Below are 13,070 nucleotides of genomic sequence, written 5' to 3'. Positions count from 1 at the left end.
TCATCCTTTTGTTTTGCTGTATCGTTCTGCCGCGCGCACAAAGCGGCCCGGCAGGGGCGTGCCCGCCCAGTATAAATGCGGGAACCCCGCATAGAAATTCTCGTTTGCAAAGCCGCATTCCCACTGCATTTTTTCGTTTTTGCAGGCAGTAAATGCAGTGCCGTTTGCGGTGGAATCCCAGTGGTGGAATTCGTGGATGGGCAGCGTTTCTCCGGCGCAGAAGAGCATACTGTCCGCCTTGGCGGTCATTTCGGCATAGCCAAAGCGCACCAGCCTTCCCACCCGGATGCCATCGCCCGGCAGAACGTCTGCCATGGGCCACGCCTTACCGTCGGCATCCTCAAGGCTCCGGCCCAGATACAAAAAGCCGCCGCATTCGGCCGCTGTGGGCAGGCCCGCCTGCACGGCCTGCCGGATGGAAGCCATCATGGTTTTGTTTTCACTCAGAGTTTTGGCGTACAGCTCCGGGTAGCCGCCGGGCAGATACAGCCCGCCTATATTTTCCGGCAAAACCGCATCCTGCACCGGGCTGAAAAGCACAAGCTCCGCCCCGGCATCCCGCAGTGCGTCCAGCGTTTCGGCATAGGTAAAGCAGAACGCCTCGTCCTTTGCCACCGCAATGCGGACGGATGTGGGTGCAGCTGCTCCCGGCAAAGCTTCCGGCGCAGGCTTTTCGGTCAGCACGGCAAGGCGCTGCCAATCCAGTACCAGTGCATCGGCCAGCAGGGCGATCTTTTCCTGCAGGTCGGCAATTTCATCTGCAGTCTTCAGGCCGAGGTGTCGGCTTTCTACCGCTGCCTGCGGCAAATGGGGCAGATAACCCAGCACCGGCAGGCCGGTCTCCCTTTCCAGCAGGGCCTTGAGCATTTTATACAGCTTTTCGGAACAATCATTGAGCAGGATGCCCGAAACATGGCTGTTTTTGCGGAAGTTCACAAGGCCCTGAATTTGCGCGGCCAGCGTCACGCTGGCACCCTTGGGCTGTACCACCAGCAGCACCGGCAGGCCCAGCGTATCCGCCAGTTCCCAAGCGCTGGCACGGGTGGTCAGGCCCTGACCATCATAAAAGCCCATAGCGCCCTCGCACACGGCGGCACCATGCCCGGCGGCATAGCGGGCAAAAATGGCCCGCACCATATCCCTGTTGGAAAGAAACAGATCCAGATTGTGGCTGTCCACCTGCAGAGCCGAGCGGTGGAACATGGGGTCGATGTAGTCCGGCCCGCTTTTGAACGCACAGGGGTCGGCCCCGCGCTTTTTTAGCGCCGCCAGCACTGCGCAGGCAACAGTGGTCTTGCCGCTGCCGGAAGAAGGCGCGGCGATGAGGAATTGCATCATTTGCGTGTACCCGTAATGAGGAAGATGGGGTTATTGGCCATGAGCAGGTGCAGTCGGCCCGCCGGTTTTGTGCGGCTGACGGCGATCTGCGTTACCTCTGCGGTCAGGCCCCGAGCCGTGAGGGCGGCAATGGCAGCGCCCAGCGTTTCCAGCGCAATGGCCGAAATGCAGATGCGTGCGTTCGGATTCTTGCCGAGCACTTCATCCAGCACGGCTTCCATGCCGCCTTTGGTGCCGCCGATGAACACGGCATCCGGTGCAGGCAGGTCTGCCAGAACATCCGGTGCGCGGCCCTCGATGAGGATGAGGTTGCAAGCATGGAACTTTGCCCGGTTTTTACGGATCAGTTCACAGGCATCCGGTTCACACTCCACGGCGTAAACGCGGCCTTTGGGTGCCGCCAGCGCAAGCTCCACGCTCACACTGCCGGTGCCTGCGCCCACATCCCACAGAGTGTCGGTGGGCATTACCGCCAGCTTTGCCAGCGCAGCAGCGCGCACCTCCTGCTTGGTCATGGGCACCTCGCTCCGGATGAAGCTTTCGTCCGGGAAGCCCGGCGCACGCAGCTGCGGCAGATCAAAGTTTTCCACCAGAAGCACGCTGAGTGGTGCAAAGCTCTGCCCCGCCAGCTCTGCAGCAGAGCCGTAGCGGATGGCTTCCGCCTCGGTGCCAAGGTTTTCGCCCACCACGCCGTGGGCTTCGCCCATACCGGCATCGGTCAGCTTCTGGCACAGAGAGGCGGGCGTTTCAGTGCCGCCGGTGAGGAAGAACACCGAACGGTTCATCATGCACTCGGCCACCGGGTCGCAGGCGCAGCCATGGGCCGAAACCAGCTTCCAGTCCTGCCACGGTCGGCCCAGCGCCGCTGAAAGCAGCTGGATGCTGGAAACGCCCGGATACACCCGCGCGGGGATGCCCAGCGCCCGCAGCGGCGTGAGCAGACCGGACGCACCGGAGTAAAATCCGGTATCGCCGCTGTAAAGCACGGCAGCATCCTGCCCGGGGTTTTGTGCCAGTGTTTCCAGAATGTCAGCGGGCTGGTAGAGCGCGAACTGCCGGGCCGTGCAGTCTGCAGGCAGGCCCGCCAGCAGCCGCTTTGCACCGAACACAAGGCCCGCGCTGCGCACAGCCTGCTGCGCCTGCGCCGAAAGGGCTTCCCATTTTCCGCTGCCCATGCCGATCAGTGTGACCATTGCAAAATCTCCTTGCAATACGCTAAAATTTGTGTTTCCGTCTCGCCAGTTTCCGGCGGGCGGCGCAGCACCACCAGCTGTGCGCCGGTATCGGCAGCGGCCTGCACCTTCTCGGCAAAGCCGCCCGCTGCGCCGCCGTCCTTGGTGACGAGGTACCGGATCTGGAACTGTGTTATCAACGCCTTATTCAGCGCCAGACTGAACGGCCCCTGCATGGCAATGATGTTCCGGTGCGGGACATTGGCCGCTTCACAGGCGGCAATGCCCTCCGTCGTGGGCAGGACGCGCGGGTAAAGCCGCGCCGGTTCCAGCCCGGCAAACACAGCCAGCTCCTTGGCACCGGTGGCAAGCAGGATATTGCCCTCTGTCCCTGCCAGATATTCTGCAGCCTGCGCTGCTGTTTCAAACACCGCACAGCCGGGCGGCAAGGGGCTTTGCGCACGCAGCAGGCGGCGGTATTCCACGCCCGCCTGCACCGCTGCAGCGCGGATGTTCCTGGTGGCATCCACTGCATAAGGGTGGGTGGCATCCACGCAGAGATCAGCTCCCGCCAGCAATGCCGCCATGGCATCCGGCTGCAGCCGCCCGGCGTGCACCGTGATGCCCGCCATTTCGCCCTGCTCCTCGGCACCCAGCGGCGTTGCCACGCACACCGTTACCGCAACGCCAAGCTCTGCCAGCTTTTTGGAAAAGCGACGTCCCTCGGTGGTGCCGCTGAACACGACCGCCTTCACTTACGGTACCCCCGCGGCGTGACCATCCGGCCCGAAAGGGCGCGGGTATTGCTGTTGCCGATATACACGGTGGTGAACATATCCACCGGCGTGTTTTCCAGCTCGGCCAGCGTCAGCACCCGGGCGCTCTGGCCCTCGCGGCCAATGTTGCGCACAAGGCCGCAGACGGTATCATCCGCCTTGCCGTTTGCGCGCAGGATGCGCACCGCCTTTTGCAGGTAGTCCGGCCTGCCCTTGGAGGAAGGATTATAGAGTGCAGCGCAGAAATCCCCCTGCGCTGCGCAGGTCAGCCGCTTTTCGATGACCTCCCACGGGGTGAGCCGGTCAGAAAGGGAGATCACGCAGAAATCGTGGGCCAGCGGCGCGCCCAGCACAGCCCCGCCGCTGAGGGCGGCCGTAAGGCCGGGCACCACTTCTACGGCAACGTCCGGGTAATCCTGCGCCAGTTCCAGCACAGGGCTGGCCATGCCGTAAACACCTGCGTCGCCGCTGCACACCATCACCACGCGCCTGCCGGTATCCGCCTTTTCCAGCGCCCAGCGGCAGCGGTCGATCTCCTGCGTCATGCCGGTGGAATAATATTCCTCACATGGGAACTCCGGCTCGATCAGGTCAAGATAAAGTTTATAGCCGCAGATGGCATCTGCGTGTTCCAGAACGGTCTGGGCTTCCTGCGTCAGGTAGTAAACATCTCCGGGGCCAATGCCCACCACGTAGACTACCTTTTCCGGTTCGTCGATTTCAAATTCCATCGGGTCAAACATTCTGCCACCTCCAGTCCGGGGCATAGGGCCGCACGGCCAGCGCAAAGGTCACGCCGGTATAGGCATATTTGTGAAAAACGAGTGTCCCGCCTGCGGCCAGCACTGCCGACCGTTCACAGACGTTATCCACGCCGGTAACGCTCTGTACAAAGGCCGAAGGCGTAAAGCTGCCGGGAGCGGCACGCAGCTGTTCCGCTGTGAAAAACTGCACCGGCCAGCTGTGGCTCTTACAGAAGGTCAGCAGGCCCGTCTCGTTTTGTTTTAAGTCGATGCTTGCCGCCGCCGTGATGCATTGCGGCGCAAGGCAGTTCTGGGCACAGAAAGCTGCAAAGGCTTCGGCCAGCGTTGCGGCGCTGGTGCCGCGTTTGCAGCCCACGCCCAGCACGCCGATGCGCGGCACCAGATGCAGCGCATCCCCCGCCGGGCAGAGGGTGAGGGCAAAGTCCGGGTCATCTCCCGCCGTGATCCCATCAGGCGGTGCACCCGCAATGGGCCAGTCGGATGCAAACTGCACCGTTTTGCCCGCCAGCAGTGCACCGCTGACAAGCTTGATGCGCTCCGGCTCCAGCACGGTGCAGTTCTGGTGCTTTGCCCACTCGTCCACCGCAAACACACCGTTTGCGTCGGTGGCTGTGGTGATCACCGGCACCGCACCGCACACAGCGGCAAACGCCCGGGCAAGGTCGTTGGCACCGCCCAGGTGGCCTGAGAGGATGGGCACGGCAAAGCGGCCGCACTCGTCCAGCACCACAACGGCAGGGTCCTGCGCCTTGCTTTGGCAGTGGGGCGCAATGGCCCGCACCGCAATGCCCACAGCACCTACAAAAACAAGGGCATCGCTCCCGGCAAACTGGCAGGCCGTCCAATCGGCAAGGTGCACCTGCCCGGCTTCATGGCCGCAGCGGGTCACACTGCCGGGATATGCCGCCGCCAGTTTTTGGGCCAGTGCAAGGCCCTTTGCCGTAAAGGCCAGATAGGCGCGGGTCACTGGTCTGTCCCCTTGCGGAACTCGGTGGTAAAGGCCGGGTCGTAGAGCTTGCTGCGCTCATAATTCCGGCCCAGAAAGCCGCCTGCCACGATGAGCGCCGTTTTGGTGATGCCCGCTGCATGAACGCTTTCCGCCAGCGTACCTACGGTGCAGCGCACCGTTTTTTCTTCCGGCCATGTGGCCTTATACACCACCGCTGCCGGGGTATCCGGCGTATAGGCACCGCCTGCCAGAAGCGCCTGCTGTACTTTGTCCACAAGGCCGATGGATAGGAAAATGACCATCGTTGCCCCGTGGGCGGCAAGGCTTGCCAGCTTTTCTTTTTCCGGCACCGGGGTGCGGCCCTCCATGCGGGTGATGATGACGGTCTGGCTCACGGTGGGCAGCGTGTACTCGGCATTCAGTGCCGCCGCTGCACCGCAGAAGCTGGAAACACCGGGGGTATCATCGTAGGGAATGCCCTCGGCGTCCAGCACATCCATCTGCTCCCGGATGGCACCGTAAAGGCAGGGGTCGCCGGTGTGCAGGCGCACGGTGATCTTACCCGCAGCTTCCATCTGCCGCATCACATCCAGCACCTGCTCCAGCGTCATTTCAGCGCTGTTATAAATGGCGCAGTCTGCCTTTGCAAGGCCCAGCAGGGCCGGGTTCACCAGACTGCCCGCATAGATGATGCAGTCGGCTTTCTGAAGCAGGGCCGCGCCCCGCCGGGTGATGAGGTCCGGTGCGCCGGGGCCTGCACCAACAAAATGTACCATAACGTTACTCCTTTACCAAAACGGTGGCAAAATAACCGGCCTGTTCCTGTGGCCGCTCAAGGGAAAGATCCGGGTAGACCCGCTCGTCCGGCAGACCGCAGTTGCACACAAGTGCGCTTTTTTTCAGCTTATCTGCCTGCTGCAGGGTATCCAATAAGACAGGCAATTGCCTGCCGGCTTTCATCAATACCTTGGTGCCGGGCATTTCCAGCACGCGGTCTGTCCAGCCGCCGGGCGCAATGGTAAGCGGCGTATCCATGCCGCCGGTCAGCGGCACATTCAGCCGCGCCGCCGCCGCACAAAAGCTGGGCACGCCTGCCGCCATGACGGTGGCATAACCCTCGGCCTGCAAGATCTCCTGCAGGTAACCAAAGGTGGCATAGATGGAAACATCACCGATGTTCAGCATGGCAACGTCCTGCCCGGCATCCAGATACTGCCGCACCGCGGCGGCTGCTTTTTCGTGCGAAGCCGCCAGCGCGGCCGGGTCACGGCTCATGGCAAAGTACAGCGGGACGATGGTCTTGCCGTCCAGCGCTTCTCCCAGCGCACTGCGGGCGATGTCCAGCGCCAGCATCTGGCCGGAAGCAGTCTGCGGCGCGGCCATCACCGGGCACTGCCGGATGAGCCGCACAGCCTGCAGCGTCATCAGCTCCGGGTCGCCGGGGCCGACGCTGACACCGTAAAATGTGCCTTTCAGTTCTGCCATTCCCGCATCAGCTCCTTTGCCGTTTTTGTCTCGCCCAGCGGGCCGTGCTGGTTGGAGAACAGCACCGCGCCCACCCGGAAGGCCCCGCCTGCCCGTCGCTCCAGATGCATCTGGATGGCGGCAAGGATGCTTTCCAGCACCGGTGCACGCAGCTGTGCGCCGTCCAGAATGTCAAGGCAGGCATCGGTGGTGGCGGCATCCATCAGGGCGGCGCACACCTCATGCGCGGCACCGCACAGCGCCGCATGGGCGCAAAACACTTCAGCGCGGCCATCCGCCGTGTGGGAGTGGGTGTTCATGACCCCTGCCGCCAGCTTGCAGAGCTTGCCCACGTGGCCTACCAGAAGCACTTCCTCAAATTTGGCCGTGGCAGCCATATCCAGCGTATCCCCGATGAAGTTGGAGGTCTTGACCACCGGGAACCGTTCGAACTGCGGCAGAGCGCTGGCCAGATAATCCAGCCCGTAGTTGCCGGGGGCCAGCACCAGCCGCCGGGGGCCTGGGGCATTTTTTGCGCGCAGTGCGGCCTGATTCATTTCCAGCTGGATGGTATCCAGAATGGCCTGCTGGCTCATGGGCTCCACGATGCCGCTGGTGCCCAGAATGGAAAGCCCGCCCTCCACCCCGATGTGCGGGTTGAAGGTGCGCTTTGCCGTCTCGGCACCGCCTTCCACAGAGATGGTCACCGCAAAGCCGCCGGTGTAGGCAGCATTTTCAGCTTCCCGTTCCAGCGCTTCGGCAATCATCTGGCGGGGCACATGGTTGATGGCGGCTTCGCCTACGGGCTGGTCAAGGCCGGGCTTCGTCACCCGGCCCACCCCCTCGCCGCCAAGGATGCGTACGCCGGGGGCATCCGGTTCCAGCACCACCGATGCAATCACCGGCAGGCCCGTGGTCACATCCACATCGTCGCCGCCGTCCTTGCGGATGGCACATGCGGCACCTGTGTCCGTGCTGCGGCACCAGAGGGGAGCCACCTCCACCACAATGCCCTTGGGCGTGCGCAGAGCCACCGTTTCCGGTTCGCGGCCGGTCAGCAGCAGACGCGCCGCCCCGGCAGCCCCCAGCGCGGCACAGGTGCCGGTGGTATAGCCGCAGCGCAGCAGCTTCTGCCCGCTGCGGACGTAATGCTCAAACTGCGGCTTTCCGGCGGGTGCCTTTTCGGCTTCCGGCTCCGGTGTGCCGAACAAAGCCGTGTACTGCTGTTCGGTCAGGCCGTACAGGGCGCGGATGTTCTCCGGCTGAAACGCCTGTTCCGGGGTCAGCACGCCGGAAACACCTGCGGGCGAAACGCACACCACCGTGTCCGCTATTTTTTCGGCCAATTCCAGCTCGTGCAGGCTCAGGATCACCGCCAGCTGACCGGTATGGGCCAGCTCCTTTAAAATGGTGAGCAGCTCGATCTTGCCCTTGATATCCAGAAAAGAGGTCGGCTCGTCCAGCAGAATCACTTCCGGCTGCTGGCACAGTGCCCGGGCCAGCAGGATGCGCTGGCGCTGGCCGTCGCTGATGCGGTTAAAATCCCGGTCTGCCAGCTGCGCCGCACCCACCAGCTCCAAAGCTCTGTGCACCTGCTGCCTGTCCTCGGCAGACAAAATGCCCAGCCGTCCGGTGTAGGGATAGCGCCCCGCCGAAACAAAGTCAAAGCAGGTGGTCAGCTCCATGCGGCGGCTGTGGGGAGCCATGAGAGCCAGCTTTTTGGCTCGCTCCGTTCCGGTATAGGCAGTAAGGTCCTTCCCCGCCAGCAGCACTGTGCCGCCCATGGGGGCAAGCTGGCCCGCCAGTGTGCGCAGTAAGGTGGATTTGCCTGCGCCGTTGGGGCCGATGAGGGTCAGGATCTGGCCCGGCTGCACCCCGAGGCAAATATTCGAGAGCAGCGGTGTCTTGCCATAGCCAATGGCAAGCTCCCGCGCAGTGCAAAGTGCTTTTTCGTTCATCATGCGCCCTCCCGCTCTGAATTGCGCCGCACCAGCAGCCAGATGACCACCGGTGCGCCGAACACGGCCGTGACCGAGCTGATGGACAGCTCCGTGGGCGCGAACAGACTGCGGGCCAGCAGGTCGCAGAACAGGCAGAAAGCCGCACCGCCCAAGCAGCACCCCGGCAGCACATACAGTGGCTTTGCGCTGCCCAGCAGCTGCTTGACAAGGTGCGGCACTGCGATGCCTACAAAGGAGATCGGCCCCGCAAAGGCGGTGACACAGGCCGCCAGCAGGCTGGAAAGCAGAACCAGCGTTGCCGAGAAAGGCTTGACCTTCACGCCCACGCTGCGGGCATATGCTTCGCCCATCTGGTAGGCGGCCATGGGCTTGGAAAGCAGAAAGGATGCCGCCAGCGCAGGCAGCGTCACCAGTGCCGCAGCCTGCACATTGGCCCATGTCACGCCGGAAAAGCTGCCCTGCGACCAGTTGTGCAGATTGACGATGTTGGAATCCTGCGCAAAGGCCACCACGATATCGGTGATGGCGGAGCAGATATAGCCGATCATCACACCGCAGATGACCAGAATGCTCATGCGCTGCACCCGCCGGGCCACCGCCAGCACAAAGGCCATGGCAGCCATGGCCCCCGCAAAGGCAGCCACGATCATCGTGGCCGAGCTGGTCAGCATCCCGCGGTCCAGAAACACCACCATGGTCAGGGCCACCGCCAGCTTTGCGCCGCTGGAAACGCCCATAACAAATGGCCCGGCAATGGGGTTTGCAAAAAAAGTCTGCAGCAGGTAGCCTGCCGCGCTGAGGGCTGCCCCCAACAGCGCCGCCATGACCGCGCGGGGCAGGCGCAGCTGCAGGATGATGTTCCCCGCAAGCGCATCGCCGCCCTTGCCCAGCAGCGCCGTCAGCACCGCACCCGGTGCAAGGGATACGCTGCCCCAGAACAGGTTCAGCGCAAAAAGCACAGCCACGGCTGCCGCAAGGGCAATATAGGCGGCTGCAAGGCGTCTGGTACGGGTCATAGGCTTTCCTTTCTGTAAAATTTTCCTTCTTTAATCCACATGGGTGAGGAATTTCAGGGTACTGGCGGCAGGTGTGCCCTTGGTAAACACCCGGTTCATATCCACGATCAGGTCTGCCAGCTCCATGCTCTGCTGGAACAGGCTCTGGGTGGTGCACCACACCTGACCGTTCTGCACCGCTTTGAACTCGTTCAGCAACGGGAAACGCTCGGTCAGCTGGCTCACCGATGCGATCATGCCCTCGATGGCGCTGTTGTAGATGAGCACGTCGGCATCCTTTGCGCCTGCATAGAAGTCCTCAAGCGGCAGGTTCATGGTAGCAAGGCTGTTGCCATTGTCCGTCAGGTCCGCAAAGACATAGCTGCCGCCTGCCATTTCGATCATACGGGCTACATAGTCACTGCCCTTGCGCACAGTGGCAAGGTTGTTGGTGGTCAGCGAGAAAAAGGCGCAGCTTTTTCCCGTGGGTTCCTGCGAGAGGATGGGCTGAACGGCTGTCTCCTGCGCGGAAAACACCTGCTCGGCCTGTTCTTCCCTGCCCAGCAGGATGCCGTAAAGCTTGATCCACTCCATGCGGGCCAGCGGGTCGCTCTCGTAGCTGGAACGCTCCACCAGCACCGGGATGCCAAAGTGCTCCAGCTGTTCCTTTACCTCCGGCGTGTGCAGGATCATGGTATTTTCAATGGCAAGGCGGCAGCCTGCCGCCAGGATCTGCTCGTAATCCGGGGCGCTGTACTTGCCGGCGTAGGCGATTTTTCCCTCTTCCATGGCCTGCTGCACCGCGGGCAGATACCAGCCCTCGGCCTTGGTGCCGGAAAAGGCCACGCTGTCCAGTGCATCCAGATGCAAAAGCAGATCCATCACCGAGGTGGAGACCAGATAAATATTCTCCACCGGCTGGCGCAGCACAGTCACGTCAGCGGGCAGGCTGTCCACCTCCGCAGCATCTTCCGGCACAACAAGGAACCGCGCATCCGACTCCGCGATGGTCAGCATGGTATAGCCGCCCTCATAGCAGTCCGCTGTGAACTGCTGCGCATAGTCCAGCTGGTAATGATGGGAGAAAACAAGACTTTCCGTATTGGCAGGTTGAGTCTTGCTGCCGCAGCCGGTCAGCGTCAGCGCCGCAGCGGGGATCAGTTTCAGAAATTGGTTGCGGGTGATCTTCATAGGGAACTCCTTCCGTCACGGCTTACGCCGCGCCACCTCCCTCATAGAGGGAGGCTTTGGCAGTACGGTAAAGTTTATCTTTTTGCCAAAGAAGGTGACTGGAGGAGTCACTTCAGACTTGCAGAATCAAAGGTCAGCGTATACTCGATCTCGTGGGGAGTGCTCATGGCAACGGTGTCGGCAGTGACATCCAGTGCGGTATCCAGCGCCGATACCGGAATTTCAAAGGTGGAGTTGCCCTCGGTGTTGGTGGGCAGATACTTCTCGCCGTCCACGAGCATATAGTCGTAGTTGGGGCTGCTCCACACGATGGTGGCGGTCATCTTGCCATCCGCCACGGTCAGCGCGGCGGGGCTGTCCACAGCAGCACGGCCAGAACCGCCCTCCAGCGTCACATCACAGGTGTAGGTGCCGTCTGCCGGGGTCTCGGCTTCCGCAGCCTTTTCCACGGCATCGCGCACGCTGACGACATGGTCGTACCACTTGCCCTTGGTGCCCAGAATGGCAAGGTCAAAGTCCGTATCCACAGCAGAAACCGGGATATCGAAGCCATACACCTCCTCCGAGGTGCCGTCGGCATAGGTGACGGTATCTGTGGTGGGCTGCAGCCAGTCGGCCTCGTGGTCGGCGGCATCGGAAGCCTTGCCCAGATACAGGTTGACGATGTGGGTGGAAGCAAGGCTGACATGGAAGGTCATCTGGCCGTTCTCCACGGTTAGGGTGCCCTTGCCGTCGCAGGCTTCGTTGGCGTGGAACATGCTGCTGTCGGTGTCAAACTCGGCGGTATACACACCATCCGGCAAAGCGGCGGTCTCAGCGGCAGAAGAAGCCACAGAGGATGCCGCCTCGGAAGAAGCAGCACTGGAAGCTGCAGAAGATGCCGTGGAAGAAGCGCCGCAGCCTACCAGCAGACTCAGTGCCAGAGAAGCAGCGACAACACAGGAAAAAACGCGTTTCATAGGAAATACCTCTACATTATAAAAAATCAGCTTTTATTATACCATTGTTCGGATAAAAAATGAACCCTCTCCACCGGATGCCGCAAAGCGGCCGCGAGACGGAGAGGGTTCGTTTGATCAACCGTTCAGAGAATCGATCGCCGCCTTGGTGTGGGCGACATACAGGTTCTGGACATCCTCGATCTCACCCAGACCAGCGATCTGGCAGTCGATGCTGTCGAAAGCACCGGAAGCCTTGAACTGGCTCAGCCAGGAGTCGGCATCCTCACCGGCCATATCGTTGTTGGCGTGATCGCCGGCAACCACCATCAGCGGGCGCAGGATGACCTTGGTGTAGCCCGCAGCCTTAACAGCCTCGATCACGTTCTCGCAGGCAGTCTCTTCCGGCTTGCCCTCAACGGTGCCAATGAACACATTGTCGTAGCCCAGAGTCTGCATGGTGGTCTGCATCTGGCTGTAGCTCACCTTTGCGGTGTGAGAGGTGCCGTGGCCCATAAAGACAAAGGCGACCTTGTCCGCAGCAGCGGCATCCAGACTGTCGTAGCCGGCTTCCTTCACGGCAGCAGCGGTGACAGCCTTGGCAACATCTTCCTTATCCTGATTGATGATGGTGGCATCGGAACCGACCTCGCCCAGCAGGGGCTCAGCCACAGCGACAGATTCAAACTTGTCGCGGTAGGTGTCGATCATTTCCATCATCTCGTCGTACTCAGCACCGTGCATCAGGTGGGTGGGCTGGACGACCAGATTCTTCACGCCGTTTTCCACAGCGCGGTCCATGGCCTGCTGCATGTTGTCGATCTTTTCGCCGTCACGAGCCTGCACATGGTTGATGATGATCTGTGCGGTGAATGCGCGGCGCACAGACCAATCCGGGTATGCGGCCTGCAGAGCATCCTCGATGCCCTTGATGTCCTTCACGCGGCTGTCGTTGAAGGAGGTGCCGAAGGAGACCACCAGCAGCTCGTTGTCGCCAATGTCGTCCTGATTGCGGGCATCGTCCTTGGAAGCATCGCCGGTGTCACGGCCAAAGTAGTCGGGGTCGGCATTCTCACCTTCCACCAGTTCCTTCTGGGTGTCGGTCAGGGCATCCCATGCAGCCTTGGCGGCTTCGCACTGGGCATCGGTATCCTCATTGCGCTCCTGCACATAGATGGCATCTATCAGGTCTGCCACATTCTTTGCTGCCATTTCGTCAGCCTCCTCGCTGCTCGCTTCGCTGGAAGCGGAAGACGCAGCGGTGCTGGATGCAGTGCTGGAAGCAGCCCCGCCGCAGCCGGTGAGCACGCCGGCGCACAGAGCCAGAGCCGTAACAGCTGCGGCCAGCTTTTTGGTTTCGATCTTTCTCATTGTTCTTGTCCTTTCCTGCTGGATAAATTGCGGTTTGAACCAAACAAAGGGTACAGGAAAGAGAGATGAAAAAAGAGGCCCTTCTGTCCTGCGGATGGCATGACAAAAAGACCTCTGTTGTTTCAGGGCTTTTTGGTACAACCAATTCCTC

The 13,070-nt window shown here is 61.6% G+C and carries 12 protein-coding genes; all 12 read right to left on the bottom strand.

All coding sequences use genetic code 11. The annotated features are described in order from the left end of the window. A complete protein-coding gene (locus tag DWV57_RS08085; RefSeq protein ID WP_120020482.1) occupies positions 1–1,338 on the bottom strand; it encodes a cobyrinate a,c-diamide synthase in 1,338 nt (445 codons plus the stop codon). Next, on the bottom strand, positions 1,335–2,531 hold the full coding sequence (gene cbiE / locus DWV57_RS08080; protein WP_118528961.1) for a precorrin-6y C5,15-methyltransferase (decarboxylating) subunit CbiE: 1,197 nt from the start codon (positions 2,529–2,531) through the stop codon (positions 1,335–1,337). Before cbiE ends, DWV57_RS08085 begins: the two co-directional genes overlap by 4 nt. Next, on the bottom strand, positions 2,519–3,265 hold the full coding sequence (cobK, locus tag DWV57_RS08075; protein WP_120020481.1) for a precorrin-6A reductase: 747 nt from the start codon (positions 3,263–3,265) through the stop codon (positions 2,519–2,521). Before cobK ends, cbiE begins: the two co-directional genes overlap by 13 nt. After that, positions 3,262–4,029, bottom strand: coding sequence for a precorrin-3B C(17)-methyltransferase (gene cobJ, locus DWV57_RS08070; protein ID WP_120020480.1), 768 nt, complete (start codon positions 4,027–4,029; stop codon positions 3,262–3,264). Before cobJ ends, cobK begins: the two co-directional genes overlap by 4 nt. Continuing rightward, on the bottom strand, positions 4,022–5,017 hold the full coding sequence (locus tag DWV57_RS08065; protein WP_120020479.1) for a cobalamin biosynthesis protein: 996 nt from the start codon (positions 5,015–5,017) through the stop codon (positions 4,022–4,024). Before DWV57_RS08065 ends, cobJ begins: the two co-directional genes overlap by 8 nt. Beyond that, positions 5,014–5,775 carry a precorrin-4 C(11)-methyltransferase gene (gene cobM / locus DWV57_RS08060; RefSeq protein WP_097775026.1) on the bottom strand — a complete coding sequence of 254 codons (762 nt, stop codon included), beginning with the start codon at positions 5,773–5,775 and terminating at the stop codon, positions 5,014–5,016. Before cobM ends, DWV57_RS08065 begins: the two co-directional genes overlap by 4 nt. A gap of 4 nt (positions 5,776–5,779) precedes the next feature. After that, positions 5,780–6,484, bottom strand: a complete 705-nt coding sequence (cobI, locus tag DWV57_RS08055) for a precorrin-2 C(20)-methyltransferase (protein WP_120020478.1) — start codon at positions 6,482–6,484, stop codon at positions 5,780–5,782. After that, positions 6,472–8,424 (bottom strand): cobalt-precorrin-5B (C(1))-methyltransferase CbiD, encoded by a 1,953-nt coding sequence (gene cbiD / locus DWV57_RS08050; RefSeq protein WP_120020477.1) that lies wholly within the window; start codon positions 8,422–8,424, stop codon positions 6,472–6,474. Before cbiD ends, cobI begins: the two co-directional genes overlap by 13 nt. Then, positions 8,421–9,440: an iron ABC transporter permease gene (locus tag DWV57_RS08045; RefSeq protein ID WP_120020476.1), complete on the bottom strand. Its 1,020-nt coding sequence runs from the start codon at positions 9,438–9,440 to the stop codon at positions 8,421–8,423. Before DWV57_RS08045 ends, cbiD begins: the two co-directional genes overlap by 4 nt. Before the next feature lie 30 nt (positions 9,441–9,470). Continuing rightward, a complete protein-coding gene (locus tag DWV57_RS08040; RefSeq protein WP_120020475.1) occupies positions 9,471–10,610 on the bottom strand; it encodes an ABC transporter substrate-binding protein in 1,140 nt (379 codons plus the stop codon). 107 nt (positions 10,611–10,717) lie between these two features. Continuing rightward, entirely contained in the window at positions 10,718–11,569 is an 852-nt protein-coding gene (locus DWV57_RS08035) for an iron transporter (protein WP_120020474.1), read from the bottom strand. Between the two features lie 117 nt (positions 11,570–11,686). Then, a complete protein-coding gene (locus DWV57_RS08030) occupies positions 11,687–12,919 on the bottom strand; it encodes a sirohydrochlorin cobaltochelatase (protein WP_120020473.1) in 1,233 nt (410 codons plus the stop codon). Positions 12,920–13,070 lie beyond the last annotated feature (151 nt).

This window comes from Faecalibacterium sp. AF10-46 (assembly GCF_003604105.1).
GTDB lineage: Bacteria > Bacillota > Clostridia > Oscillospirales > Ruminococcaceae > Faecalibacterium > Faecalibacterium taiwanense.
The sequence above is the reverse complement of the archived record's forward strand: the minus strand, read 5'-3'. Positions and strand labels throughout refer to the sequence as shown.

Excerpts from the sequence above, each read along its gene's own strand:
- DWV57_RS08085 (WP_120020482.1), bottom strand. The coding sequence starts at position 1,338 with ATGATGCAATTCCTCATCGCCGCGCCTTCTTCCGGCAGCGGCAAGACC.
- cbiE (WP_118528961.1), bottom strand. The coding sequence starts at position 2,531 with ATGGTCACACTGATCGGCATGGGCAGCGGAAAATGGGAAGCCCTTTCG.
- cobJ (WP_120020480.1), bottom strand. The coding sequence starts at position 4,029 with ATGTTTGACCCGATGGAATTTGAAATCGACGAACCGGAAAAGGTAGTC.
- cobM (WP_097775026.1), bottom strand. The coding sequence starts at position 5,775 with ATGGTACATTTTGTTGGTGCAGGCCCCGGCGCACCGGACCTCATCACC.
- cobI (WP_120020478.1), bottom strand. The coding sequence starts at position 6,484 with ATGGCAGAACTGAAAGGCACATTTTACGGTGTCAGCGTCGGCCCCGGC.
- cbiD (WP_120020477.1), bottom strand. The coding sequence starts at position 8,424 with ATGATGAACGAAAAAGCACTTTGCACTGCGCGGGAGCTTGCCATTGGC.
- DWV57_RS08045 (WP_120020476.1), bottom strand. The coding sequence starts at position 9,440 with ATGACCCGTACCAGACGCCTTGCAGCCGCCTATATTGCCCTTGCGGCA.
- DWV57_RS08040 (WP_120020475.1), bottom strand. The coding sequence starts at position 10,610 with ATGAAGATCACCCGCAACCAATTTCTGAAACTGATCCCCGCTGCGGCG.
- DWV57_RS08035 (WP_120020474.1), bottom strand. The coding sequence starts at position 11,569 with ATGAAACGCGTTTTTTCCTGTGTTGTCGCTGCTTCTCTGGCACTGAGT.
- DWV57_RS08030 (WP_120020473.1), bottom strand. The coding sequence starts at position 12,919 with ATGAGAAAGATCGAAACCAAAAAGCTGGCCGCAGCTGTTACGGCTCTG.